A 22,077-nucleotide genomic window follows, 5' to 3' on the forward strand; every position below is an offset into this window, starting at 1 on the left:
AAGCCTCCTGTTGAAAACACCAGAATAGCCATTCAGGACCGCCAACGCTTAGGCGTGGACCGAAGTATCAGCCCAGCGCCGCCCGCACTTGCGCCGCCGTCGGGATCGGCGCCACCGCGCCATGGCCCAGCGTCGACAAACCCGCGCTGGCGTTCGCGTAGCGCACCGCATCGGCCAGCGTGTCGCCGGCGGCCAGGCGCGCCAGCAGCGAACCGTCGAAGCAATCGCCGGCGCCGGTGGCGTCCACCGCCTGCACCGCGCGCGAGGCCGCCAATTGCGGCTCCGCGCCCTGCTCCGCGTACCATGCGCCGGCCGGACCGGCCTTCAGCACCACCGTCCGCGCGCCCTGCGCACGCGCCCAGGCGAAGATGGCTGGCACGTCGTCGGTGCCGGCCAGCGTGACCGCTTCGTCCAGGCTGGGGAGGAACAAGTCCGTCATGCCGATGGTGGCGCAAATCGCCGCGCGTGCGCGCGCCAGAGGCCACAACGACAACCGCAGGTTCGGATCGTAACTGACCTTGGCGCCGGCCGCGCGCGCCGCCTCGATGGCCGCGAACACGGTGTCGCAGGCGCCGGCCGAAATGGCTTGCGAAATGCCGGATACATGGAACCAGCGGGTGCGTTGTGCCGCGCTCAGATCCATGGTCCGCGGCAGCATGCGGCTGGCCGCGGAACCCGCGCGCAGATAGCTGAACGAATGGCCCGTTGGGCCGTGATTCACGAAGTACAAACCGGTGGGAGCCTGCGCGTCGCGCGCCACGCCGCCGACGTCCACACCTTCCGCCTGCCACAGCTCCAGCAGCATGCGGCCGAAGTGGTCCTCGCCCACGCGGCTCAGGTACGCGGTGCGCGCGCCCTGGCGGCTGGCGGCGATCACCGCGTTGGAGGTGTCGCCGCCAAAACCCTGGCGATACAAAGGCTCGCTGGACTTGGCCTGGTTGAACTCCACCATCGCCTCGCCCAACGCTACAACGTCAAAATCTGTACTCATGGTTGTGGATTCACTCGCTCGATCTTCGAATGCAGTTTGTTCAGCGCCGCCAGGTAGGCCTTGGCCGACGCCACGATGATGTCCGGGTCCGCGCCCACGCCGTTGACGATGCGGCCCTCCTTCGACAAGCGCATCGTCACCTCGCCCTGCGACTGCGTGCCGGTGCTGATGGCGTTCACCGAGAACAGCACCAGCTCCGCGCCGCTGCCCACCTCGCCCTCGATGGCGTTGACGGTCGCGTCGACCGGACCGTCGCCTCGTCCTTCGCTGACGTGTTCCTCGCCATCGACGCTGAACACGATTTTCGCGGTCGGCGTCTCGCCGCTGGCCGAGCGCTGCTCCAGCGAGATGAAGCGATAGAACTCGCTCTCCTGCGATTGCTGCTCGTCCGATACCAGCGCCAGGATGTCCTCATCAAAGATATCGGCCTTGCGGTCCGCCAGTTCCTTGAAGCGGGCAAAGGCCGCGTTGACCTCGGCCTCCGACTCCAGATCGATGCCCAGTTCCTGCAGGCGCTGCTTGAAGGCGTTGCGGCCGGACAGCTTGCCCAGCACGATCTTGGTCGCGGTCCAGCCCACGTCCTCCGCGCGCATGATCTCGTAGGTCTCGCGCGACTTCAGCATGCCGTCCTGGTGGATGCCGGAAGCATGCGCGAACGCGTTCGCGCCCACCACCGCCTTGTTCGGCTGCACCGCGAAGCCGGTAATCTGCGACACCATCTTGGACGCCGCCACGATCTGCGTGGTGTCGATGCCGCATTCGAGATTGTAGTAGCCGCCGCGCGTGCGCAGCGCCATCACCACCTCTTCCAGCGCGGTATTGCCGGCGCGTTCGCCCAGGCCGTTGATGGTGCACTCGATCTGGCGCGCGCCGCCGATCACCACACCGGCCAGCGAGTTGGCCACCGCCAGCCCAAGGTCGTTGTGGCAGTGCACCGACCACACCGCCTTGTCGGAATTGGGAATGCGCTCGCGCAGGCGGCGGATGGTTTCGCCGAACAGCTCCGGCACCGCGTAGCCCACCGTGTCGGGGAAGTTGATGGTGGTGGCGCCTTCGGCGATCACGCCTTCCAGCACGCGGCACAGGAAATCCTCATCCGAGCGGCTGCCGTCTTCCGGGCTGAATTCGATATCGTCGGTATGCTGGCGGGCGAAGCGCACCGCGTTGCGCGCCTGCTCCAGCACCTGCTCCGGCAGCATGCGCAGCTTGGCCTCCATGTGCAGTTTGGAAGTGGCGATGAAGGTGTGGATGCGTTTGCGCTCGGCCGGCAGCAGCGCTTCGGCGGCGCGGGCGATGTCGCGGTCATTGGCGCGCGACAGCGAGCAAATGGTCGACTCGCGCACCGCGGTGGCAATCGCCTTGATCGATTCGAAATCGCCGGGCGAGGCGGCGGCGAAGCCGGCCTCGATGACGTCCACGCGCAAGCGCTCCAGCTGCTTGGCGATGCGGACCTTCTCGTCCTTGGTCATCGAAGCGCCCGGCGATTGCTCGCCGTCGCGCAGCGTGGTGTCGAAGATGATAAGGCGGTTGGATGAGTTGCTCATGATAGCTCCGTGGCTGATGCTTCGTTGCTTGAATCTCAGGGCCTGCCGCCCCGTGCTTAATGACGTTCGCTCGGATCGTCGCTGTCCATCTCGGTCTGGATCAGGCTGACCTTCTTGCCCTTGGCCGCGCGCCATGCGGCGACCACGTAGCCGGACAGGCCGTAGATCGCGAACAGAGGCCACAGCGTGGCGGCCGGTTTAATGGCGATCAGCGCCAGGCCAAGCGCGATCAGGAACACGCCGATGAAAGGCACCGGCTTGCGGAAGTTCACATCCTTGAAACTGTAGAACGGCACGTTGCTGACCATGGTCAGGCCGGCGAAGATGGCGATGCCCCACGAGACCCAGGCCATCTCCAGTCCCGAGATATTGGTCTCCAGATCGAGGATCATCAAAATGAAGCCGGCCATCAGCGCGGCGGCCGATGGCGACGGCATGCCCTGGAAGTAGCGCTTGTCCACCACCTCGATGTTGGTATTGAAGCGCGCCAGACGCAGCGCGGCGCCGGCACAATACACAAAGGCGGCGATCCAACCGAGCTTGCCCAGGCCGCGCAGCGACCACTCGTACATCACCAGCGCCGGCGCGGCGCCGAAGGACACCATGTCCGACAGCGAATCGTACTGCGCGCCGAATTCGCTCTGCGTGTTGGTCAGGCGCGCCACGCGGCCGTCCAGGCCATCGAGCACCATGGCGATGAAGATAGCCCAGGCGGCGTGCTCGAACTTCTGGTTCATCGCCATGACGATGGCGTAGAAGCCGCAGAACAGCGCGGCCGTGGTGAAGGCGTTCGGCAGCAGATAAATGCCGCGATGGCGCGGCCGGTCCAGATCCTCCCCGCGGGCGCGGCGTGCAAAACGGCTGAAGCGCGACGTCTTGGGCAGCTTGGCTTGGGCCGCGCTGTTCTTGGCGCGGCGGCGGGGGAAGTTGGGCATAATGGTCCGTTTCTGGTTATCTGGTTTGCGCCCTCATTATAGAGGAGCCGGTCGCTTACTTGAAGCGCACCTTGCCCACCAGCCGCATCGACAGCGTGGTCTCGCCGGGCTCGAAACTCGGCTCGGCCACGGGCGGAGGTGGCGCCGGCGCGGCGGCCATCGCCGCCATGCGCGCTCCGCCCACTTCCACCCGGTTGGCGTAATTGCCCGAGCCCTCGAAGTCCACCGTATCGAGCACCGCGTCGCTGACCTTGCGGCCCATGGCCTTGGCGATCGAAGTGATGCGCTCATTCAAGTTCAGGTAAGTAGCGGCAATACGCTGATCTTCCAGCTGGCGCGTGGTTTCCGGCGTCAGGCCGAAGTGGAGATAATTCAGGCTGAGGATGGACTGGGCGGCGGCGACGGTCCTGGGCAGGCTGTCGAGGTTGGAGGTCACCACCTGCAGCGACTGACCCACGCGCCAGGCGGTCGGCACGCGTGGCTTGCGTTGCTGGCCCGGCTGCAGCGGCGGCTCCTCCTGATAGACCGGGTAGGTGTAGTAATTCTGGGTTTTCAGGCTGGCTTGGGGATCGGCCTTTTTGAGGATCTCCTGGCCCTGCTTCATCTTGGTGTTGACGCGCGAGGCGGCGGCGGCCTTGTCCTTGTCGACCTCCTCCACCGAGAAGGTGGCGGTGGCCTGATCGTTGGCGCGCTTGACCTCGCCGAACGCCGGCACCACCACCAGCGTGCCGGCGGTCGACAGCGATTGCGCCTGGGCGGAGAAAACGCAGGCTGCCAGGGCGGCAGCGGCAAGATATTTCATGGCGGGCTCCAGTGTTGAGATAAAAACAAACTTTACCTCAAACACTGGCGCCGGGGTGGGACTTACTTGAAGCGGATTTTGCCGACCAGTTGCATCTGCAGCGTGGTCTCTCCCGGCTCGAAGCTCGGCTCGGCCACGTCCGCGCTGCTGGGGGCTTTGGCGACGCGCATCATCAGCGGCTCGGCGGCTGGGCGCGCCTCGGTGTAATTGCCGGAACCTTCGAAATCGACCGTATCGAGCACGGCGTCGCTCACCTTGCGGCCCATGGCGGTGGCGATGAAGCCGATGCGCTCGTTCAGGTTCTTGTAGGTGGCGGCGATGCGCTGATCGTCGAGTTTTTTGGTGGTTTCAGGCGTGAGGCCAAAGTTAATGCCGTTCAGCGTCAGGATCTTCTGGGCGGCGGCCACGGTTTTCGGCAGCTTATCGAGATTGGTGGTGGTCACCTCCAGGTACTGGCCGACGCGCCAGGCGGTCGGCAGGCGCTGCTTGACTGGCTGGCCGTTGGGCAGCACGCGCTCCTCCGGATAGACCGGATAGGTGTAATAGCCTTGGGTTTTCAGGCTGGCTTGCGGATCTTCCTTCTTGACGATCTCCTGGCCCTGCTTCATCTTCGCGTTGACGCGGGAAGCGGCGGCGGCCTTGTCCTTGTCCTGCTCTTCAATGGCGAGGGTGACGACGGCCTGATCGTTGGCGTGTTTGACTTCGCCATAGGCCGGCACCACCACCAGCGTACCGGTGGTCGGCAGCGATTCAGTCGGAGCGGCGTGCGCGGCCAGCGCGATCGACGTGATGGCGGCAACGGCGGCGAAGTTTCTCAAGATAGTCATACGGGCTCCAAAGTTAAAGTTACGACAAGCCGAACTCTACCTGAATTTACAAAACATACCTGTAAGACATAGTGACCATATGTAACAGATTCGGGGTGAGCTCTGACATTCGGACAACCGCACCTGTTCTTTGATATAGCTCAATACGCGAATTGGGCTACTTTGGCGTATTGAGCTAGATCAAAGGGTAGCGTTAGCTGTCCGAATGTCAGAGCTGACCCCGAATTAAGGATAGGCTAATTGATGGCGGTGGGGAGCTTGCTATCATGCGACCTCATCATGGAGGCTGACGATGGCGATCCTGGAATTTTTTATGCCGCTGCTGTTCGAGGTCGTGTTCTACGGCGTGGGCCGCTTCGTCATTCCTATCGTCTCGCTGGGCCGCGCCCGGGCGGAGACGCCGAAGGAAGCCATCTATAGCTCTACCGTCTTCTATACCCGCAGCGAAGACAAGGTCGTCATTTCCGGCGCCTTCACCATGGTCTTCGGCATCGTTTGCCTGATCCTGCTCTGTATTCTCGCTTATCAGTTCCAGAAATAAAAAAGCCGGCACAAGCCGGCTTTTTTTGCGTGAGGAAGGAACCGTTTAGTTCTTCGACTGGTCAACCATTTTGTTTTTGGCGATCCAAGGCATCATGGCGCGCAGTTTGGCGCCGACTTCTTCGATCTGGTGCTCGGCGGTCAGGCGGCGGCGCGAGATCAGGGTCGGGGCGCCGGCCTTGTTTTCCAGGATGAACGATTTCGCGTATTCACCGGTCTGGATGTCCTTCAGGCACTGACGCATCGCTTCCTTGGTCTGCGCGGTCACCACGCGCGGGCCGGTCACGTACTCGCCGTATTCGGCGTTGTTCGAGATCGAGTAGTTCATGTTGGCGATGCCGCCTTCGTAGATCAGGTCGACGATCAGTTTCAGTTCGTGCAGGCACTCGAAGTAGGCCATCTCCGGCGCGTAGCCGGCTTCCACCAGGGTTTCGAAGCCGGCCTTGATCAGCTCGACCGCGCCACCGCACAGCACCGCTTGTTCGCCGAACAGGTCGGTCTCGGTTTCTTCGCGGAAGTTGGTTTCGATGATGCCGGCACGGCCGCCGCCGTTGGCCGATGCGTACGACAGGGCGATGTCACGGGCGATACCGGATTTGTCCTGGTACACGGCGATCAGGTGCGGCACGCCGCCACCCTGGGTGTAGGTGGCGCGCACGGTGTGGCCCGGGGCCTTAGGCGCGACCATGATCACGTCCAGGTCGGCGCGTGGCTGAACCTGGCCGTAGTGCACGTTGAAGCCGTGCGCGAAGGCCAGCACCGCGCCTTGCTTGGCGTTCGGGGCGACGTTTTCGTTGTACACCTGGGCGATGTTCTCGTCCGGCAGCAGGATCATGATGACGTCGGCGGCTTTCACGGCGTCGTTCACTTCCGCCACTTTCAGGCCGGCTTTTTCCACCTTGTTCCAGGACGAGCCGCCTTTGCGCAGGCCGACGGTGACGTTGACGCCCGAATCGCTCAGGTTTTGTGCGTGCGCGTGGCCTTGCGAACCGTAACCGATGATGGCAACGTTTTTGCCTTTGATCAGGGAGAGGTCAGCGTCTTTGTCGTAGAAAACTTTCATGATAATTCCTATGTATTTTGATTGTGAGGTACTCAGTGCACGAAGCCGGGTAAGCTGTGCTTAAACTTTGAGGATGCGTTCGCCGCGTCCGATGCCGGAACCGCCGGTGCGGACCGTCTCCAGGATGGAGGCGCGGTCGATCGAATCGATAAACGCGTCGAGCTTGCTCTTGGCGCCGGTCAGTTCAATCGTGTAGCTTTTCTCGGTGACGTCGATGATGCGGCCGCGGAAGATGTCGGCGGTGCGCTTCATTTCCTCGCGTTCCTTGCCCACCGCGCGCACTTTGATCAGCATCAGCTCGCGCTCGATGTGCTGGCCTTCGGTCAGGTCCACCACTTTCACCACCTCGATCAGGCGGTTCAGGTGCTTGGTGATCTGTTCGATGATGTCGTCCGAACCGGTGGTGACGATGGTCATGCGCGACAGGGTTGGGTCCTCGGTCGGCGCCACGGTCAGCGTTTCGATGTTGTAGCCACGGGCCGAGAACAGGCCTACCACGCGCGACAGCGCGCCGGCTTCGTTTTCCAGCAAGACAGAAATAATGTGTCGCATGTTAGAGATCCTCCGAACCCAGCAGCATTTCAGAGAGACCCTTGCCGGCTTTCACCATCGGCCAGACGTTTTCTCCTTGGTCGGTAATGAAGTTCATGAAGACCAGCTTGTCTTTCATGGCGAAGGCGTCGCGCAGCGCGCCGTCGACGTCGCCCGGCTTTTCAATGCGCATGCCGACGTGGCCATAGGCCTCGGCCAGCTTCTCGAAGTTCGGCAGCGAGTCCATGTAGGACTCGGAGTAGCGCGAGCCGTAGTCGATCTGCTGCCATTGGCGCACCATGCCCAGGAAGCGGTTGTTCAGCATGATGATCTTCGGCGTCAGGTGGTACTGTTTGCAGGTCGCCAGTTCCTGGATGCACATCTGGATCGAGCCTTCGCCGGTGATGCAGGCAACGGTGGCGTCCGGATTGGCCATCTGCACGCCCATGGCGTACGGCAGGCCGACACCCATGGTGCCCAGGCCGCCCGAGTTGACCCAGCGCTTGGGCTTGTCGAAGCCGTAGTACTGCGCGGCCCACATCTGGTGCTGGCCGACGTCGGAGGTGATGAAGGCGTCGCCCTTGGTCACTTCCCACAGTTTTTCCACCACGGCTTGCGGCTTGATGACCAGGTCGGACGAGGCGTACTTCAGGCAATCCTTGCCGCGCCATTCGTTGATCTGCTTCCACCAGTTGCTCAGCGCAGGGGCGTTCGGCTTGGCGTCCGCCGCGTCCAGCTGGGCCAGGAATTCGATCAGCACGTCCTTGACGTTGCCGACGATCGGAATATCCACTTTCACACGCTTGGAGATCGACGATGGGTCGATGTCGACGTGGATGATCTTGCGCGGGTTGGTCGCGAAGTGTTTCGGGTTGCCGATCACGCGGTCGTCGAAGCGCGCGCCGATGGCGATCAGCACGTCGCAGTTCTGCATCGCCATGTTGGCTTCGTAGGTGCCGTGCATGCCCGGCATGCCGACGAACTTGTCGTCGCTGGCGCGGTAGGCACCCAGGCCCATCAGCGTGTTGGTGACCGGGAAGCCCAGCTTGTCGACCAGTTTGTTCAGTTCCGGCGAGGCATTGGCCAGGATCACGCCGCCGCCGGTGTAGATCATCGGGCGTTCGGCTTGCAGCAGCAGCTGGACTGCCTTGCGGATCTGGCCGGAGTGGCCTTTGTCGACCGGTTTGTACGAGCGCATCTCGACCTCTTTCGGGTACGAGAAGGTCGTTTTGTGCATCGAGATGTCCTTCGGAATATCGACCAGCACAGGGCCTGGACGGCCGGTGCGGGCGATGAAGAAGGCTTTCTTGATGGTCTCGGCCAAGTCCTTGACGTCCTTGACGAGGAAATTGTGCTTGACCACAGGACGTGTAATGCCGACGGTGTCGCATTCCTGGAAGGCATCCTGGCCGATGGCGTGGCTAGGCACCTGGCCCGAGATCACGACCATGGGGATGGAATCCATGTAGGCGGTGGACAGGCCAGTCACGGCATTGGTCACGCCCGGACCGGAGGTCACGAGGGCAACGCCGACCTTGTTCGAGGAGCGCGAGTAAGCATCTGCGGCGTGGATCGCGGCCTGCTCGTGGCGTACCAGAACGTGTTGGAATTTGTCTTGCTTGAAGATGGCGTCGTAGATGTAGAGTACGGCACCGCCAGGATAGCCAAAGACGTGTTCAACGCCCTCTTCGGCCAGGCAGCGCACGACAATTTCTGCGCCCGTAAGTTGTGAACTAGATGCTTCGGTATTCATGAAACATTCCTTTCAAGGTCCATAGGAGATTGATCGGATGCTCTGTCCTGACGAAGTATGAATACCGCTACAGCTCTGCCCAGCTTCCCTTTATTTATGCGGTCGCACTGCCTCTTCCGCCAACCGTAGTGACGTGCAAAGCGGTGCTAGCGCAAACTCTCGTTTGGCCGGGTTTTCCGTAGTGGTGTCGCATACCTCTCACGCTTGTGGCGTGGGCGAGAGCAAACTGCCTACTAAATGAAAGCGCGTCGTGTCGATTGCGGCGTTGTGTGCCTGCTGCGACCAGACCATAGAGCTTCGGGGTTGTTCAAAGCGTCCCATACGGTAACACCGGCATGCCCTTTTCAGCAAGGGATAATTTGGAAATTGATGGTTTTTGACGTAAAACCATGCAAAACAGGAGGTTTTTTGCTAGCATGCGCCACAGTTCAAAACATCCCGACGCATGGCCACAGACAAAGAATTATCCGACTTCCTCGAAAACGTCGAACGCCGGGCCTTCAAGCAAGCCGTCTACGCAGTACGCAAGGACGAATCCGCTCTCGATATCGTGCAGGACGCGATGATCAAGCTCGCCGAAAAATACGGCGACAAGCCGGCCGCCGAGCTGCCGATGCTGTTCCAGCGCATCCTGCAAACCACCATCCTCGACTATTTCCGCCGCGAAAAGGTGCGCAACACCTGGGTCAGCCTGTTTTCGGGCATGGGCCCCTCGGGCGACGAGCATGAGGACTTTGATATACTCGAATCGTATGCCGCCGAGGCCGGCACCGAGGCGGCCGAGTCGGGCGCCGACAAGTTCGAACGCCAGCAAATGCTGGCCATCATCGAAGCCGAGGTACAAAAACTGCCCGCGCGTCAACGCGAAGCCTTCCTCATGCGTTACTGGCAGGATATGGATGTGGCCGAAACGGCCGAGGCAATGGGCTGCTCGGAAGGCAGCGTCAAAACGCATTGCTCACGAGCAACTCACGCGCTGGCCGAGGCGCTGCAAGCCAAGGGAATTAAATTATGAACACCGACGATCTGAATTTCGCTTACAAAGTGCGCCACGCGCTCAATGAAAAGCTGGACGAGCTGCCCGCTTCGACCACAGACCGCCTGGCCCAGGCGCGCAAGATGGCGCTCGCGCGCAAGAAAGCCCATGTGGAGCAGCCGCTCTCCGTGCGCGTCACCAAGGCCGAGCTGGCCGTCGCCGGCGGCGGCATCAGCGGCTTCTTCTCGCAGTTTTCCTGGCTGGGCCGGGTCAGCATGGTGGTGCCGGCGCTGGCCCTGGTGATCGGCATGGTGGGCATCTACCAGTACGAGCAGCAGGAACGCATTGCCGATCTGGCCGAGATCGACGCCGCGGTGTTGTCCGACGAGCTGCCGCTGAACGCCTACCTGGACCACGGCTTCAACGCTTATCTGTCGCAAAGCGAGTAACGGCATGGCATGGAGCGGTCGCGCCAAACTGGGCGCAGGAGCAGCGGTGGTAGCGGTAGCAGCGGCGGGCGTGGCATGGATCGCCAGTCAGCCGGATGCGCCGGAACTGGTAAAAGCCCCGGTGGCCGCCGTCAAGGGCAAGGCCGCCGCGCCGGAAAAAGTCCTGTGGAAAGACTTGTCGCCCTCCCAACAGCGGGCGCTGGAGCCGCTCGCCGGCGAGTGGGACGAGATCGAGCCGGTGCGCAAGCAAAAATGGCTGGGCATCGTCAACCGCTATAACAAGATGAAGCCGGATGAGCAGGCCCGCGTCCAGGAGCGCATGCGCGAATGGGTGCGCATGACGCCGGAGGAACGCCGCCAGGTGCGCCAGAACTATGCCCGCGCGCAAAAGCTGAATCCGGAACAAAAGTCGATGTCCTGGGAATCCTACCAATTACTGTCGGACGAGCAGAAGAAGGAACTGGCCGCCAAGCCGGCCACCAAGAAGCAGGTGGCCAACCTGCCGACGCCGGCCCAAGCCAAGGCCGCCACCGTGGCGCCGATCAAGCCGGCCGCGCCGACCAGTTCGCCCGGCGTGGCGACGCCGGTGGTCCCGCCCGTCGTGCCGCCGGCCGATCCGAACGTGCCGCTGCCCAATGCATCCAATGTGACGCCGGTGCCGACCGGCCCTACCCCACCAGCGCCGCCCGCCCCTGCCGATGTCAAATAACCCGACCATCAAGCGCCGTCTGATTTCGATGGTGTATGAATCCCTGCTCGGCTTCGCGGTGCTGTTCCTGCCGTTTCTGGTTTTTGAGTTTGTCACCCGCGCCAGCCACACGCCGCTGGTCGAGCACATGCGCCAGGCGCTGGCCTTCGTGGTGCTGGGCTGCTATTTCATCCACCAGTGGAGCCGCGACGGCCAGACGCTGGCGATGAAGACCTGGCGCATGAAGCTGCTGTGCAAAAACGGCAACGCCGTCTCCACGCGGGCGGCGGCGCTGCGCTATCTGCTGAGCTGGATGTGGATTTTGCCGGCGCTGATCGTGGCGCTGGTGCTCGACCTGCACCGCTGGCAGGCGCTGGGCGCCATTTTCGCCGGCATCCTGTTGTGGTCGCTGACCGCCTTTTTCGACAAGGACCGCCAATTCCTGCACGACAAACTGGCCGGCACCCGCATGGTCCAGCTGCCGCCGCCGGAAAAGAAAAAGAAAGTGTAATTTTCGCAATCTTTCATGGCAGAATATGCTTTTCTGTCATGAAGACCCGAAAATGAAACCTGCCATCTATGGCGCGCTGCTGATGTTCGCCGCCAGCGCGGCCGCCGCCGCCGACATCCCACCCGCTCCCGTCGCCCGTGTCGAAGCCGTCACCGACACCTATTTCGGCGAAACCATCACCGACCGCTACCGCTGGATGGAGAACGACAAGGATCCGGACTGGCTGCCCTTCCTCAAACAGCAAAACGCCCACGCGCGCGCGATCCTGGACACGCTGCCCAAGCGCGATGAGCTGCTGAAGCGCATCCAGCAACTGTCCGGCGACATCGCCGCGCCGGAGGATGTGCAGAGGGCCGGGGCGCGCGTGTTTTACCAGCAGCGGCCCGCCGGCTCCAACAACTTCAAGCTGTTCGTGCGCGAAGGCGGCAAGGACCGTGTGCTGGTCGATCCGACCAGGCTCGATACCGAGAGCGGCCACGTCTCGCTGGACTGGTGGCGCGCCTCGCCGGACGGCAGCAAGCTGGTGTACGGCCTGTCGAAAGACGGCAGCGAAGACTCGGTCCTGCACATCATGGACGTACGCACCGGCGCGGTGCTGAAAGAGCGCATCGCCGACACGCAAGCCGCCAATCCCAGCTGGCTGGCCGATAGCTCGGGCTTCTTCTACAACCAGCTGACCGGCAAGGTCAACACTCCGGACCGCTACCTTGATGCGCAAGCGCGCTTCCACAAGCTGGGCACCAATCCCGCCCAGGATCCGGTGCTGATGAAGCGCGGCCTCGACGCCGCCATCCAGTACGCCAACATCCAGTCCCCGTACATCGGTGTCGCCCCGCACTCGGACCACGCCTACCTGATGCTGTCCGACGTGCGCAAGGAGTTCCGCCTGTACACCGCGCCACTGAAGGATGTCTTGAAAGGCAAAGCCAACTGGCGGCAAGTCAGCGACTTTGCCGACGAGGTCACCGATTTCAATCTGCACGGCGACGATCTGTACCTGCTATCGACCAAGGACCATTCGCGCGGCCGGTTGTTGAAAACCTCGGCCAAGGCGCCATCACTGGCGAGCGCCAAAGAAGTGGTGCCGGAATCGTCACTGGTACTGCAAGGCGTGACGCGCGCCAAGGATGGCCTGTATCTGCGCTCGATGGACGGCGGCGTGAGCAAGCTGCAACGCCTCGGCGCCGACGGCAAACTGGTGGACATTGCCCTGCCCTTCGACGGTACGCTGATCGCCCTCGCCACCGACGCCAGCGTGCCGGGCGCGCTGAGCATCCTGTCCGGCTGGCTGCAGCCAACCGGTATCTGGTCGATTGACAATGCCGGCAAAGTGGCCGACACCGGCATCACGCCCAAGCCGGCGCTGGATCTCAGCGCCTACACTACCGAGCGCCGCTACGCCGTGGCCAAGGACGGCACGCAAATTCCTTACAGCCTGATTTACAAGAAAGGCCTGAAGCTGGATGGAAAAAACCCGGCCTTCATCTCGGCCTATGGCAGCTATGGCGCCTCCGCCTATACCCCGGAGTTTGGCTCGCGCAAGCTGGCCTTCCTTGATCAAGGCGGCATCGTCGGCTATGCCAACGTGCGTGGCGGCGGCGAGTTTGGCCGCGAGTGGCATCGCGCCGGCCAGCTGGAAAACAAACCGAACACCTGGCGCGACCTGATCGCCGTGTGCGAGGATATGCAGGCCAAGGGCTACACCTCGCCGGCGTATCAGGCGATAGGCGGACGTTCCGCCGGCGGCATCACCATGGGCCGCGCGCTGGAGGAGCGTCCGGACCTGTTTGCGGCCGTGGTATCGGGCGTGGGCTGGCATAACCCGCTGCGCTATGTGGCGGAGCAGAACGGCTATGGAGAAGAACCTGAATGGGGTGCGATCGCCGATCCCGCCGGCTTCAAGGCCTTGAAGAGCATCGACAGCTACCAGCAGGTGGTGGATGGCGCGAAGTATCCGGCGGTGCTGCTGACCACCGGCGTGACCGATCCGCGCGTGGCGCCCTTCCATCCGGCGAAGATGGCGGCACGCCTGCAAGCGGCGACGGCCAGCGGCAAGCCTGTGTTGTTGCGGGTGGATTTCGACGCCGGCCACGGCATGGGCTCGACGCGCGCGCAACAGGATGCGGAGACGGCGGATACTTACGCCTTCATCCTGTCGCAGGTTGGAAAGTAGTCAGAACTTCTCGTAGTCCTGCAGGTAGCGCCACTCGCCTACCGGCAGGCTGCTCATCGAGATGCGGCCGACGCGGATGCGCTTCATGCTAATCACTTTCAGGCCGACTTCCTTGCACAACTTTTCGATCAATCCGAGCTTGGCGTTTTTCATGGCGAAGCGCAGACGCGTTTCGTTCTGCCAGCTCACTTTGCCGTTGATCTGATTCAGCTGCTGCAAGCCGCCTTCGATAATGTCGCCCGAGACTTCGACGATGATTTCCTGCTCCAGCGCGTCCTCGCTCAACTTGCGGTTGACGCGGAAGTCCTGCGTGAATACCACCAGGCCACTGGCCTTGGCGTCCAGCGGCACCATCTGTTCCTGCCCCGTGATGTGACGCTTGAGGAAGCGCTTGCCCGGCACGGTGCGCGTGAGGGTGTCGGCTTTCAGCAGGTGCAGCGGCTGCGCGGCGCCGGCAGGCTTGTGCAGCAGGATGGTGACTGGCGTGATCTCCAGCAGCGTGGCGTCTTGGGCGATGGTGACTTGCTGTTCCGGCGTCACGCGCGCGCCCACCTCTTCGACGATTTCGCCATCGACGCTGACGAAGCCACCCTCGATGTACAGTTCCGCCTCGCGGCGCGAGCAGCCACGTTCCTCGGCCACGCGCTTGTTCAGGCGCACGGTGTTATCGTCGTTATCCAAAGAAGTCTCCAAACACGGTGATGGCGCGGTCGATGTCTTCACGCGAGGCGTCCATGTGCGTGACGATGCGCGTGCGTTGCGACAGCGACAGTCGGATGCGCGTCAGCTCCAGCACATCTTCCAGCCCCTTCAGGACGAACTGCGGAATGTCGACATAGAAGATGTTGGTCTGCGGCGCGCTGACCTTGAGGCCCTTCATCTTTGCCAGTTCGCCGGCGAAGTAGGCGGCGTTGTCGTGGTCTTCCTGCAGGCGTGGGATATTGTGCTCCAGCGCATACAAGCCGCCGGCCGCGATGATGCCAGCCTGTCGCATGCCGCCACCCAGCATCTTGCGCCAGCGCTTGGCCTCCTTGATGAATGGCTTGGTGCCCAGCAGGACCGAACCAACCGGTGCGCCAAGTCCTTTCGACAGGCAGACGGACACCGAGTCGAAGCCGCGCGTGATGTCGCGGGGGCTGACGCCCAGCTTGACGGCGGCATTGCAAACGCGCGCCCCGTCCAGGTGCGTGGACAGGCCGCGATCGTGCGCCAGCGTAGTCGCCTGCTGCACGTATTCCTGCGGCAGCACGCGGCCGTTGATGGTGTTCTCCAGCGCCAGCAGCCTGGTGCGGGCGAAGTGAAAATCGTCCGGCTTGATATAGGACTCGATGTCCGCCAGCGCAATGCTGCCGTCGGGCTGATTGACGATGGGCTGCGGCTGGATACTGCCCAGCACTGCGGCGCCGCCACCCTCGTAGCGATAGGTGTGCGCCTCCTGGCCAACCAGATATTCGTCGCCACGGCCGCAATGGGCCAGCAGCGCGAGCAGATTGCTTTGCGTGCCGGAGGGCGCGAACACCGCATCTTCGAAGCCGAACAAATCGGCCGCATATTCCTGCAGGCGGTTGACGGTCGGGTCGTCGCCGTAGACGTCATCGCCCACATCGGCGGCGTTCATGGCGGCGCGCATGGCCGCGCTGGGGCGCGTGACAGTGTCGCTGCGCAGGTCGAGCCATTCCATCATGCCACCTCTTCTTCAGCGTAGAAGCGGGTGCTCATCTCTTGCAGGCCCACGGTTTCCAGTACCTCTTTCAAGCGCTCGGCCGGACGCTTGCGCGGCAGGTTCTTGTAGGTCGCGATGATGAGCTCATTCTTCATCGAATGCTCCCAGCCTACCAGCTCGGTGACGGTGACGCTGTAGCCGTGCGCTTCCAATTGCAGGCAACGCAGCACGTTGGTGATCTGGCTGCCGAATTCACGCGTGTGAATTGGATGGCGCCAGATTTCGGTCAGCGCGGATTTCCCCAGCGACTGGCCTTTGTTTTTCTTCAGGACCGAAGCCACTTCGGCCTGGCAGCATGGCACCAGCACGATGTGCCTTGCCTTCTTCTTCAACGCAAACTGGATGGCGTCATCGGTGGCCGTATTGCAGGCGTGGAGCGCGGTGACAACGTCGATCTGTTCCGGCAGCAGCTTCGACTCGGTGGACTCGGCCACCGACAGCGGCAGGAAGGACATGCCAGGGAAGTTGAACTTTTGCGCCAGTTCCTGCGAACGCGCCACCAGTTCCTCACGCGTCTCGATGCCGTAGATGTGCGAGTTTTGCAGGGCTTTGAAGAACAGGTCGTAGATGATGAAGCCGAGGTAGGACTTGCCGGCGCCGTGATCGACCAGCGTGACATTGTCCTTGGACTCCAGCACTTCCTTCAGCAGCGGCTCGATGAACTGGTACAGGTGATAGACCTGTTTCAGCTTGCGGCGGCTATCTTGGTTCATCTTGCCGTCGCGCGTGAGGATGTGCAGCTCCTGCAGTAGCGCCACGGTCTGCCCTTCGCGGATTTCCGGCATGTTGTCGGCGCTGGTGACGGTCGCGCCGATCTTGGGCTGTTTATTTTGCTTCATCGATCCACGCCTGCTGAACTGCTTCGAGGACCTTTTCACCACCGCGCGACTTATCGTCGTCGAACTCTTCGAGCTCGATGATCTTGTTGTGCAGATCGGTGAAGCGGATAGTGGCCGGATCGACGCCCGGATACTTGTCGTACAGCGCTTCCGCAATCGCGGTGATGTCAGTCCACTTCATATCAGTGCCCGCCTTCGCTTGCGTGATTGATGGTGTACTTCGGAATTTCGATAACCAGGTCTTCGTCCGCCACCACGGCCTGGCACGACAGGCGCGACACGGCTTCCAGGCCCCAGGCCTTGTCCAGCAGGTCCTCTTCGGTTTCGCTGGCTTCGTTCAGCGAATTGAAGCCTTCGCGCACCAGCACGTGGCAGGTGGTGCAGGCGCAGGACTTCTCGCACGCGTGCTCGATGTGGATGTCATTGTCCAGCATGACGTCGCACAGGGTTTTGCCGGCTGGGGCTTCGACGACGGCGCCGTCCGGGCACAGCTTGGCGTGGGGGAGGAAAACGATTTGTGGCATGTTTAAACTCTTTTGTTTGCCCCCGTCATTCCCGCGAAAGCGGGAATCCATAGGACGGCGATTCAATACACTCAGCATGGATTCCCGCCTACGCGGGAATGACACGCGGCTTACACTACTTGATCCAACGCCTTGCCGGCCAGCGCGCTGCGCACGCTGCGGTCCATGCGGCGCGATGCGAATTCCTCGGTGCCGTGGGCCAGCGCCTCGACCGCCGCCTTCACCGCCTGATGATCGGCCGCGCCGGTCTGCGACTGGGCGACGACTTCGCGCGTCCTGGCCATCAGGGCATCGACGGCGCCGCGTTCTTCGTCCGACAGCAGTTCGGCGTCTTCATCCAGCGCGGCTTGCGTGGCCAGCAGGATGCGTTCTGCTTCCACCTGCTCTTCACGCAGCGCGCGCGCCTGCATGTCGACTTGCGCCGACGCGTGCGAATCCTGCAGCATGCGCGCCACGTCGTCATCGCCCAGACCATACGAAGGCTTGACGGTGATGGACGACTCGACGCCGGAACGCAGCTCGCGCGCAGAAACCGACAGCAAGCCATCCGCATCCACCTGATACGTGATGCGGATGCGCGCCGCCCCGGCCGCCATCGGCGGAATGCTGCGCAGTTCAAAGCGCGCCAGCGAGCGGCAATCCGCCACCAGTTCACGTTCGCCTTGCAGCACATGCACCGCCAGCGCGGTCTGGCCGTCCTTGAAGGTGGTGAACTCCTGCGCGCGGGCGCAAGGGATGGTCGAGTTACGCGGGATGATTTTCTCAACCAGACCGCCCATGGTTTCGATACCCAGCGACAGCGGGATCACGTCCAGCAGCAGCCAGTCGTCGCCCGGCGCGCGGTTGCCGGCCAGCAGATTGGCCTGGATGGCCGCGCCCAGCGCCACCACCTTGTCCGGATCGATGTTGGCGTGCGGCGTGGTGTGGAAGAACTCACTGACCGCGCGATGCACGTGCGGCATGCGGGTCGCGCCGCCGACCATGACCACGCCATCGACATCGTCCGCATCGACATTGGCGTCGCGCAGCGCCTTCTTGATGGCCTTCATGGTCTTTTCGATCAGGTGGCTGGTGATCTGCTGGAACTTCTCGGCGGTGATGGTCAGGTGGACCTGCTCACCCGATTTCAGCGCCGCGTCCACGATCACTTCGGATTTGGTCGACAGCAGTTCTTTCGCTTCGCGCGCCTTCACCATCAGCAGCGCGGTGTCTTCGTCGGACAGCGGCGCCAGTTTTTCTTCCTGATGGATGTAGCAGAACAGGCGGTGATCGAAATCGTCGCCGCCCAACGCGGAATCGCCGCCGGTGGACAGCACCTCAAACACGCCCTTGCTCAACTTCAGGATCGAGATATCGAAAGTGCCGCCGCCCAGATCGTAGACGGCGTAAATGCCTTCCGAGCCGTTATCGAGGCCATAGGCGATGGCGGCCGCAGTCGGCTCGCTCAGCAGGCGCAGCACGTTCAGGCCGGCCAGCTGGGCGGCGTCCTTGGTGGCCTGGCGCTGCGCGTCGTCGAAGTAAGCCGGCACGGTAATCACCGCGCCCACCAGATCGTCGCCCAGCGAATCCTCGGCGCGCTGGCGCAGCGTGGCCAGAATTTGTGCCGACACCTCCACCGGGCTTTTCACGCCAGCGATGGTTTTCAGCTGCACCATGCCGGGAGCATCAACGAATTGATACGGCAGGTTCTCGGCGTAAGCAATATCCGCCAGGCCGCGGCCCATGAAGCGCTTCACGGACACGATAGTGTTTTTCGGATCGGTGGTCTGCGCGGCCTGCGCCTTGTAGCCGATATTGGCGTGGCCGTTGGGCAGGTAGCGCACCACGGACGGCAGCAACGCGCGGCCATCCTCATCGTTCAGCACTTCTGGAATGCTGTTGCGCACAGTCGCCACCAGCGAATTGGTGGTGCCCAGATCGATCCCCACCGCCAGCCGGTGCTGGTGAGGTGCGGTCGACATGCCGGGTTCGGAAATTTGCAGAAGTGCCATTTATTAATACCTTTAATCCGGGGTCAGGTCCTCCATTTCTACACGGCCCCAGCCGTAGCGCTTGCTACGGCTGGGGCCGTGTAGAAATGGAGGACCTGACCCCGATTTTTATGCTTCGATTGCTTCAAAGGCGAAGCGGACTTCTTCGCCGAATTTTTCGAGGAACATCAGCGCGCGCACGCCTTGGGCGGCGGACTGGAAATCACCCGCGTCGATCTGCTGTTCGATTTGCGCCAGCTGCTGCTTGCGCGCCTTGCGCAACTGGTCGTCCAGCGCTTCCAGCGCGTCGCTGTCCTTGGCGGCGCGGGCATCGCCCAGCTCTTCGCGCCACTCCATCTGCTGCATCAGGAAAGCCATCGGCATCGCCGTGTTCGACTCGGTCTGCAAATCGACGCCATTCAGCTCGCACAGGTACTGCGCGCGCTTTTGCGGGTTTTTCAGGGTCTGGTAGGCTTCGTTGGCGCGCGTGGCCCACTGCATGGCGACGCGCTTTTCGGCGTCGGTGGCGCTGACGAATTTGTCGGGATGGACGCGGCTTTGCACGTCGCGGTAGGCGCTGTCGAGCGCCGCCGCGTCTACGGCAAACTGCTTGGGCAGGTTGAATAGTTCAAAGTGATTCTGCATGACGTGTCAGACGCGGAAGCTTTCACCGCAACCGCAAGCGTCTTTCTCGTTCGGGTTGTTGAACTTAAAACCTTCGTTCAGGCCTTCGCGCGCGAAGTCCAGTTCCGTGCCGTCGATGTACGGCAGGCTTTTCGGATCGACGAACACTTTCACGCCGTGCGATTCGAACACGCTGTCTTCAGCGGTCACTTCGTCCACGTATTCCAGCTTGTAGGCCATGCCCGAGCAGCCGGTGGTGCGCACGCCAAAACGCAAGCCGATGCCCTTGCCGCGGCGCTCGATGTAGCGGTTGATGTGTTTCGCTGCTTTTTCGGTCAGGGTGATTGCCATTTGTTTCTCCGTTGTCGTTCCCGCGTAGGCGGGAACCCATAGTCAGCATGGATTCCCGCCTGCGCGGGAATGACGATTATGCTGCTGCGTGTTTGTTCTGGTAGTCCTGAACTGCCGCCTTGATGGCGTCTTCCGCCAGGATCGAACAGTGGATCTTCACCGGCGGCAGCGCCAGTTCTTCCGCGATCTGGGTGTTCTTGATGGCCAGCGCCTGATCCAGGGTTTTGCCCTTGACCCATTCGGTCACCAGCGAGCTCGATGCGATGGCCGAACCGCAGCCGTAGGTTTTGAATTTGGCGTCTTCGATCACGCCATCCGCGCCCACCTTGATTTGCAGCTTCATTACGTCGCCGCAAGCTGGCGCGCCGACCATGCCGGTACCGACGCTGTCGTCGCCTTTTTCAAACGCGCCGACGTTGCGTGGGTTTTCGTAGTGGTCCAGAACTTTATCCGAGTAAGCCATTTTGATGCTCCTGTATCTTCAATAATTTAGTGGGCTGCCCATTGGATCGAATTGATATCGATGCCTTCTTTGAACATATCCCACAGCGGCGACAGTTCACGCAGTTTGTTGACCTTGGACTTCATCAGTTCAATCGCGAAGTCGATATCGGCTTCGGTGGTGAAACGGCCGATGGTGAAACGGATCGAGCTGTGCGCCAGTTCATCGCTGCGGCCCAGGGCGCGCAGCACATAAGATGGTTCCAGCGAGGCCGAAGTACAAGCGGAGCCCGACGACACGGCCAGGTCCTTCACGGCCATGATCAGCGACTCGCCCTCAACGTAGTTGAAGCTGACGTTCAGGTTGTGCGGCACGCGGTGTTCCATGTCGCCGTTGATGTAGGTTTCTTCGATCTCTTGCAGGCCTTTGGCCAGACGGTCGCGCAGCGCCTTGATGCGGGCGATTTCGGTGTCCATCTCGACCTTCGCCAGACGGAAGGCCTCGCCCATGCCGACGATCTGGTGGGTCGGCAGCGTGCCCGAACGCAGGCCGCGCTCGTGGCCGCCGCCGTGCATTTGCGCTTCGATACGCACGCGTGGCTTGCGGCACACGTACAGCGCGCCCACGCCTTTCGGGCCGTAGGTTTTGTGCGCGGTGAAGGTCATCAGGTCGACCTTGGTCTTCTGCAGGTCGATCGCCACCTTGCCGGTCGCCTGGGCGGCGTCGCAGTGGAAGATGATGCCTTTCGAGCGGCACAGTTCACCGATCTGATCGATCGGCTGGATCACGCCGATCTCGTTATTCACCAGCATGACCGAGATCAGGATGGTGTCAGGACGGATGGCGGCGGTCAGCTGTTCGATGGTGATCAGGCCGTTGTCCTGCGGTTCCAGGTAGGTCGCTTCAAAACCCTGGCGCTCCAGCTCACGCACGGTGTCCAGCACGGCCTTGTGCTCGGTCTTGACGGTGATGATGTGCTTGCCCTTGGTCTTGTAGAACTGCGCCGCGCCCTTGATGGCCAGGTTGTTCGATTCGGTCGCGCCCGAGGTCCAGATGATTTCGCGCGGGTCGGCGTTGACCAGCGCCGCGACGTGGCCGCGCGCCTCTTCCACCGCCTTTTCCGCGGTCCAGCCATACATGTGGCTGCGCGAGGCCGGATTGCCGAACTGCTCGCGCAGGTAAGGAATCATCGCATCGGCGACGCGCGGATCGATCGGCGTGGTGGCCGAGTAGTCCATGTAGATCGGGAAGTGCGGCGCGGTCTGGAATTTCACGTCAGCGATGTTTTTTTCTGGGGCGTTCATCTGGTTACTCCGTTAGGGCTTACAGCGCGGCGTGGTTGCCGTTGCGAGGCATGACCACCACGTTTTGCTCAGCGTTCTTCTGCTTTTGTTGATCGACCAGATCCTGCAGCGAGACGGAATCCAGGTAATCAACCATTTTTTCATTCAGCGTGGCCCACAACTCGTGGGTCATGCAACGCGCGCCGCTGGCCGCGTCCGCGCCATGGCAATTTTCCTTGCCGCCGCACTGGGTCGCGTCCAGCGGCTCATCCACGGCGATGATGATGTCGGCCACGGTGACCTTGTCGGCGCGGCGCGCCAGACTGTAGCCACCACCCGGGCCGCGGATCGATTCAACGATCTCGTGGCGGCGCAGCTTGCCAAACAGCTGCTCCAGGTAAGACAGCGAAATCGCCTGACGCTGGCTGATGCCGGACAGCGTGACCGGACCTTTGCCTTGGCGCAACGCCAAATCAATCATCGCAGTCACAGCAAAACGGCCTTTGGTGGTCAGACGCATCACTACCTCGGTTGGGTT

The 22,077-nt window shown here is 62.2% G+C and carries 25 protein-coding genes; 6 read left to right on the forward strand and 19 right to left on the reverse strand.

Going from position 1 to position 22,077, the window contains the following annotated elements; translation table 11 throughout:
• Positions 1 to 67: 67 nt before the first annotated feature.
• The 5 genes from FHW83_RS02890 to FHW83_RS02910 form a co-directional block, all read right to left on the reverse strand.
• The gene (locus tag FHW83_RS02890; protein ID WP_176644823.1) at positions 68 to 991 is read right to left on the reverse strand and encodes a sugar kinase; all 924 of its coding nucleotides are present in this window, start codon (positions 989 to 991) and stop codon (positions 68 to 70) included.
• The gene (locus FHW83_RS02895) at positions 988 to 2,535 is read right to left on the reverse strand and encodes a 2-isopropylmalate synthase (protein WP_176644824.1); all 1,548 of its coding nucleotides are present in this window, start codon (positions 2,533 to 2,535) and stop codon (positions 988 to 990) included. Before FHW83_RS02895 ends, FHW83_RS02890 begins: the two co-directional genes overlap by 4 nt.
• A 56-nt stretch (positions 2,536 to 2,591) precedes the next feature.
• The gene (gene pssA, locus FHW83_RS02900) at positions 2,592 to 3,470 is read right to left on the reverse strand and encodes a CDP-diacylglycerol--serine O-phosphatidyltransferase (protein WP_176644825.1); all 879 of its coding nucleotides are present in this window, start codon (positions 3,468 to 3,470) and stop codon (positions 2,592 to 2,594) included.
• A 55-nt stretch (positions 3,471 to 3,525) separates the two neighbouring features.
• A complete protein-coding gene (locus FHW83_RS02905; protein ID WP_176644826.1) occupies positions 3,526 to 4,272 on the reverse strand; it encodes an SIMPL domain-containing protein in 747 nt (248 codons plus the stop codon).
• 62 nt (positions 4,273 to 4,334) lie between these two features.
• Positions 4,335 to 5,099, reverse strand: a complete 765-nt coding sequence (locus FHW83_RS02910; protein WP_176644827.1) for an SIMPL domain-containing protein — start codon at positions 5,097 to 5,099, stop codon at positions 4,335 to 4,337.
• A 292-nt stretch (positions 5,100 to 5,391) separates the two neighbouring features.
• On the opposite strand from FHW83_RS02910, the gene FHW83_RS02915 reads away from it, so the two are divergent.
• Complete coding sequence (locus tag FHW83_RS02915; RefSeq protein WP_176644828.1) at positions 5,392 to 5,640, forward strand: hypothetical protein; 249 nt, start codon at positions 5,392 to 5,394, stop codon at positions 5,638 to 5,640.
• Between the two features lie 45 nt (positions 5,641 to 5,685).
• Here the strand turns inward: FHW83_RS02915 and ilvC are convergent, their stop codons facing one another.
• From ilvC to FHW83_RS02930, 3 genes are read right to left on the reverse strand one after another with little or no spacing between them, the layout of a single operon-like run.
• Complete coding sequence (gene ilvC, locus FHW83_RS02920) at positions 5,686 to 6,702, reverse strand: ketol-acid reductoisomerase (protein ID WP_176644829.1); 1,017 nt, start codon at positions 6,700 to 6,702, stop codon at positions 5,686 to 5,688.
• A gap of 60 nt (positions 6,703 to 6,762) precedes the next feature.
• Positions 6,763 to 7,254, reverse strand: coding sequence for an acetolactate synthase small subunit (gene ilvN / locus FHW83_RS02925; protein ID WP_155467747.1), 492 nt, complete (start codon positions 7,252 to 7,254; stop codon positions 6,763 to 6,765).
• Position 7,255: 1 nt separating this feature from the next.
• Complete coding sequence (locus FHW83_RS02930; protein ID WP_176644830.1) at positions 7,256 to 8,986, reverse strand: acetolactate synthase 3 catalytic subunit; 1,731 nt, start codon at positions 8,984 to 8,986, stop codon at positions 7,256 to 7,258.
• A gap of 445 nt (positions 8,987 to 9,431) precedes the next feature.
• Here FHW83_RS02930 and FHW83_RS02935 point away from each other — a divergent pair, with 445 nt between their 5' ends.
• From FHW83_RS02935 to FHW83_RS02955, 5 genes are read left to right on the forward strand one after another with little or no spacing between them, the layout of a single operon-like run.
• Complete coding sequence (locus FHW83_RS02935) at positions 9,432 to 10,001, forward strand: RNA polymerase sigma factor (protein WP_176644831.1); 570 nt, start codon at positions 9,432 to 9,434, stop codon at positions 9,999 to 10,001.
• Positions 9,998 to 10,411, forward strand: coding sequence for a DUF3619 family protein (locus FHW83_RS02940; RefSeq protein ID WP_176644832.1), 414 nt, complete (start codon positions 9,998 to 10,000; stop codon positions 10,409 to 10,411). The genes FHW83_RS02935 and FHW83_RS02940 overlap by 4 nt, the downstream gene beginning before the upstream one ends.
• A 46-nt stretch (positions 10,412 to 10,457) precedes the next feature.
• Positions 10,458 to 11,120 (forward strand): DUF3106 domain-containing protein, encoded by a 663-nt coding sequence (locus FHW83_RS02945; RefSeq protein WP_373997157.1) that lies wholly within the window; start codon positions 10,458 to 10,460, stop codon positions 11,118 to 11,120.
• Positions 11,110 to 11,610 carry an RDD family protein gene (locus FHW83_RS02950; protein WP_176644834.1) on the forward strand — a complete coding sequence of 167 codons (501 nt, stop codon included), beginning with the start codon at positions 11,110 to 11,112 and terminating at the stop codon, positions 11,608 to 11,610. The genes FHW83_RS02945 and FHW83_RS02950 overlap by 11 nt, the downstream gene beginning before the upstream one ends.
• Positions 11,611 to 11,662: 52 nt before the next feature.
• Positions 11,663 to 13,783, forward strand: coding sequence for a prolyl oligopeptidase family serine peptidase (locus FHW83_RS02955; protein WP_176644835.1), 2,121 nt, complete (start codon positions 11,663 to 11,665; stop codon positions 13,781 to 13,783).
• Here the strand turns inward: FHW83_RS02955 and FHW83_RS02960 are convergent, their stop codons facing one another.
• The 11 genes from FHW83_RS02960 to iscR form a co-directional block, all read right to left on the reverse strand.
• Entirely contained in the window at positions 13,784 to 14,464 is a 681-nt protein-coding gene (locus FHW83_RS02960; RefSeq protein WP_229223992.1) for an RNA pseudouridine synthase, read from the reverse strand. It abuts the gene before it with no gap.
• Positions 14,457 to 15,467: a low-specificity L-threonine aldolase gene (gene ltaE / locus FHW83_RS02965; RefSeq protein WP_176644837.1), complete on the reverse strand. Its 1,011-nt coding sequence runs from the start codon at positions 15,465 to 15,467 to the stop codon at positions 14,457 to 14,459. The genes FHW83_RS02960 and ltaE overlap by 8 nt, the downstream gene beginning before the upstream one ends.
• Positions 15,464 to 16,345 (reverse strand): SAM-dependent methyltransferase, encoded by an 882-nt coding sequence (locus FHW83_RS02970; protein WP_176644838.1) that lies wholly within the window; start codon positions 16,343 to 16,345, stop codon positions 15,464 to 15,466. Before FHW83_RS02970 ends, ltaE begins: the two co-directional genes overlap by 4 nt.
• Positions 16,332 to 16,526, reverse strand: a complete 195-nt coding sequence (gene iscX, locus FHW83_RS02975) for a Fe-S cluster assembly protein IscX (RefSeq protein WP_176644839.1) — start codon at positions 16,524 to 16,526, stop codon at positions 16,332 to 16,334. Before iscX ends, FHW83_RS02970 begins: the two co-directional genes overlap by 14 nt.
• Position 16,527: 1 nt before the next feature.
• Positions 16,528 to 16,869 carry an ISC system 2Fe-2S type ferredoxin gene (fdx, locus tag FHW83_RS02980; RefSeq protein WP_155467712.1) on the reverse strand — a complete coding sequence of 114 codons (342 nt, stop codon included), beginning with the start codon at positions 16,867 to 16,869 and terminating at the stop codon, positions 16,528 to 16,530.
• Positions 16,870 to 16,979: 110 nt separating this feature from the next.
• Positions 16,980 to 18,860, reverse strand: a complete 1,881-nt coding sequence (gene hscA / locus FHW83_RS02985) for a Fe-S protein assembly chaperone HscA (protein WP_176644840.1) — start codon at positions 18,858 to 18,860, stop codon at positions 16,980 to 16,982.
• A gap of 108 nt (positions 18,861 to 18,968) precedes the next feature.
• Entirely contained in the window at positions 18,969 to 19,484 is a 516-nt protein-coding gene (hscB, locus tag FHW83_RS02990; protein ID WP_176644841.1) for a Fe-S protein assembly co-chaperone HscB, read from the reverse strand.
• Positions 19,485 to 19,490: 6 nt separating this feature from the next.
• Positions 19,491 to 19,814 (reverse strand): iron-sulfur cluster assembly protein IscA, encoded by a 324-nt coding sequence (iscA, locus tag FHW83_RS02995; RefSeq protein WP_155467696.1) that lies wholly within the window; start codon positions 19,812 to 19,814, stop codon positions 19,491 to 19,493.
• Between the two features lie 76 nt (positions 19,815 to 19,890).
• Positions 19,891 to 20,277 carry a Fe-S cluster assembly scaffold IscU gene (gene iscU / locus FHW83_RS03000; protein WP_176644842.1) on the reverse strand — a complete coding sequence of 129 codons (387 nt, stop codon included), beginning with the start codon at positions 20,275 to 20,277 and terminating at the stop codon, positions 19,891 to 19,893.
• A 26-nt stretch (positions 20,278 to 20,303) separates the two neighbouring features.
• On the reverse strand, positions 20,304 to 21,560 hold the full coding sequence (locus tag FHW83_RS03005) for an IscS subfamily cysteine desulfurase (RefSeq protein WP_176644843.1): 1,257 nt from the start codon (positions 21,558 to 21,560) through the stop codon (positions 20,304 to 20,306).
• A gap of 19 nt (positions 21,561 to 21,579) precedes the next feature.
• Positions 21,580 to 22,059: a Fe-S cluster assembly transcriptional regulator IscR gene (iscR, locus tag FHW83_RS03010; RefSeq protein WP_155467688.1), complete on the reverse strand. Its 480-nt coding sequence runs from the start codon at positions 22,057 to 22,059 to the stop codon at positions 21,580 to 21,582.
• Positions 22,060 to 22,077: the final 18 nt, after the last annotated feature.

Source organism: Duganella sp. SG902, from assembly GCF_013376005.1.
Classification (GTDB): domain Bacteria; phylum Pseudomonadota; class Gammaproteobacteria; order Burkholderiales; family Burkholderiaceae_D; genus Rugamonas.

Bases quoted from the DNA above. Each gene is read 5' to 3' on its own strand.
- FHW83_RS02890 (WP_176644823.1), bottom strand. From the start codon at position 991: ATGAGTACAGATTTTGACGTTGTAGCGTTGGGCGAGGCGATGGTGGAG.
- FHW83_RS02895 (WP_176644824.1), bottom strand. From the start codon at position 2,535: ATGAGCAACTCATCCAACCGCCTTATCATCTTCGACACCACGCTGCGC.
- pssA (WP_176644825.1), bottom strand. From the start codon at position 3,470: ATGCCCAACTTCCCCCGCCGCCGCGCCAAGAACAGCGCGGCCCAAGCC.
- FHW83_RS02905 (WP_176644826.1), bottom strand. From the start codon at position 4,272: ATGAAATATCTTGCCGCTGCCGCCCTGGCAGCCTGCGTTTTCTCCGCC.
- FHW83_RS02910 (WP_176644827.1), bottom strand. From the start codon at position 5,099: ATGACTATCTTGAGAAACTTCGCCGCCGTTGCCGCCATCACGTCGATC.
- FHW83_RS02915 (WP_176644828.1), top strand. From the start codon at position 5,392: ATGGCGATCCTGGAATTTTTTATGCCGCTGCTGTTCGAGGTCGTGTTC.
- ilvC (WP_176644829.1), bottom strand. From the start codon at position 6,702: ATGAAAGTTTTCTACGACAAAGACGCTGACCTCTCCCTGATCAAAGGC.
- ilvN (WP_155467747.1), bottom strand. From the start codon at position 7,254: ATGCGACACATTATTTCTGTCTTGCTGGAAAACGAAGCCGGCGCGCTG.
- FHW83_RS02930 (WP_176644830.1), bottom strand. From the start codon at position 8,986: ATGAATACCGAAGCATCTAGTTCACAACTTACGGGCGCAGAAATTGTC.
- FHW83_RS02935 (WP_176644831.1), top strand. From the start codon at position 9,432: ATGGCCACAGACAAAGAATTATCCGACTTCCTCGAAAACGTCGAACGC.
- FHW83_RS02940 (WP_176644832.1), top strand. From the start codon at position 9,998: ATGAACACCGACGATCTGAATTTCGCTTACAAAGTGCGCCACGCGCTC.
- FHW83_RS02950 (WP_176644834.1), top strand. From the start codon at position 11,110: ATGTCAAATAACCCGACCATCAAGCGCCGTCTGATTTCGATGGTGTAT.
- FHW83_RS02955 (WP_176644835.1), top strand. From the start codon at position 11,663: ATGAAACCTGCCATCTATGGCGCGCTGCTGATGTTCGCCGCCAGCGCG.
- ltaE (WP_176644837.1), bottom strand. From the start codon at position 15,467: ATGATGGAATGGCTCGACCTGCGCAGCGACACTGTCACGCGCCCCAGC.
- FHW83_RS02970 (WP_176644838.1), bottom strand. From the start codon at position 16,345: ATGAAGCAAAATAAACAGCCCAAGATCGGCGCGACCGTCACCAGCGCC.
- iscX (WP_176644839.1), bottom strand. From the start codon at position 16,526: ATGAAGTGGACTGACATCACCGCGATTGCGGAAGCGCTGTACGACAAG.
- fdx (WP_155467712.1), bottom strand. From the start codon at position 16,869: ATGCCACAAATCGTTTTCCTCCCCCACGCCAAGCTGTGCCCGGACGGC.
- hscA (WP_176644840.1), bottom strand. From the start codon at position 18,860: ATGGCACTTCTGCAAATTTCCGAACCCGGCATGTCGACCGCACCTCAC.
- hscB (WP_176644841.1), bottom strand. From the start codon at position 19,484: ATGCAGAATCACTTTGAACTATTCAACCTGCCCAAGCAGTTTGCCGTA.
- iscA (WP_155467696.1), bottom strand. From the start codon at position 19,814: ATGGCAATCACCCTGACCGAAAAAGCAGCGAAACACATCAACCGCTAC.
- iscU (WP_176644842.1), bottom strand. From the start codon at position 20,277: ATGGCTTACTCGGATAAAGTTCTGGACCACTACGAAAACCCACGCAAC.
- FHW83_RS03005 (WP_176644843.1), bottom strand. From the start codon at position 21,560: ATGAACGCCCCAGAAAAAAACATCGCTGACGTGAAATTCCAGACCGCG.
- iscR (WP_155467688.1), bottom strand. From the start codon at position 22,059: ATGCGTCTGACCACCAAAGGCCGTTTTGCTGTGACTGCGATGATTGAT.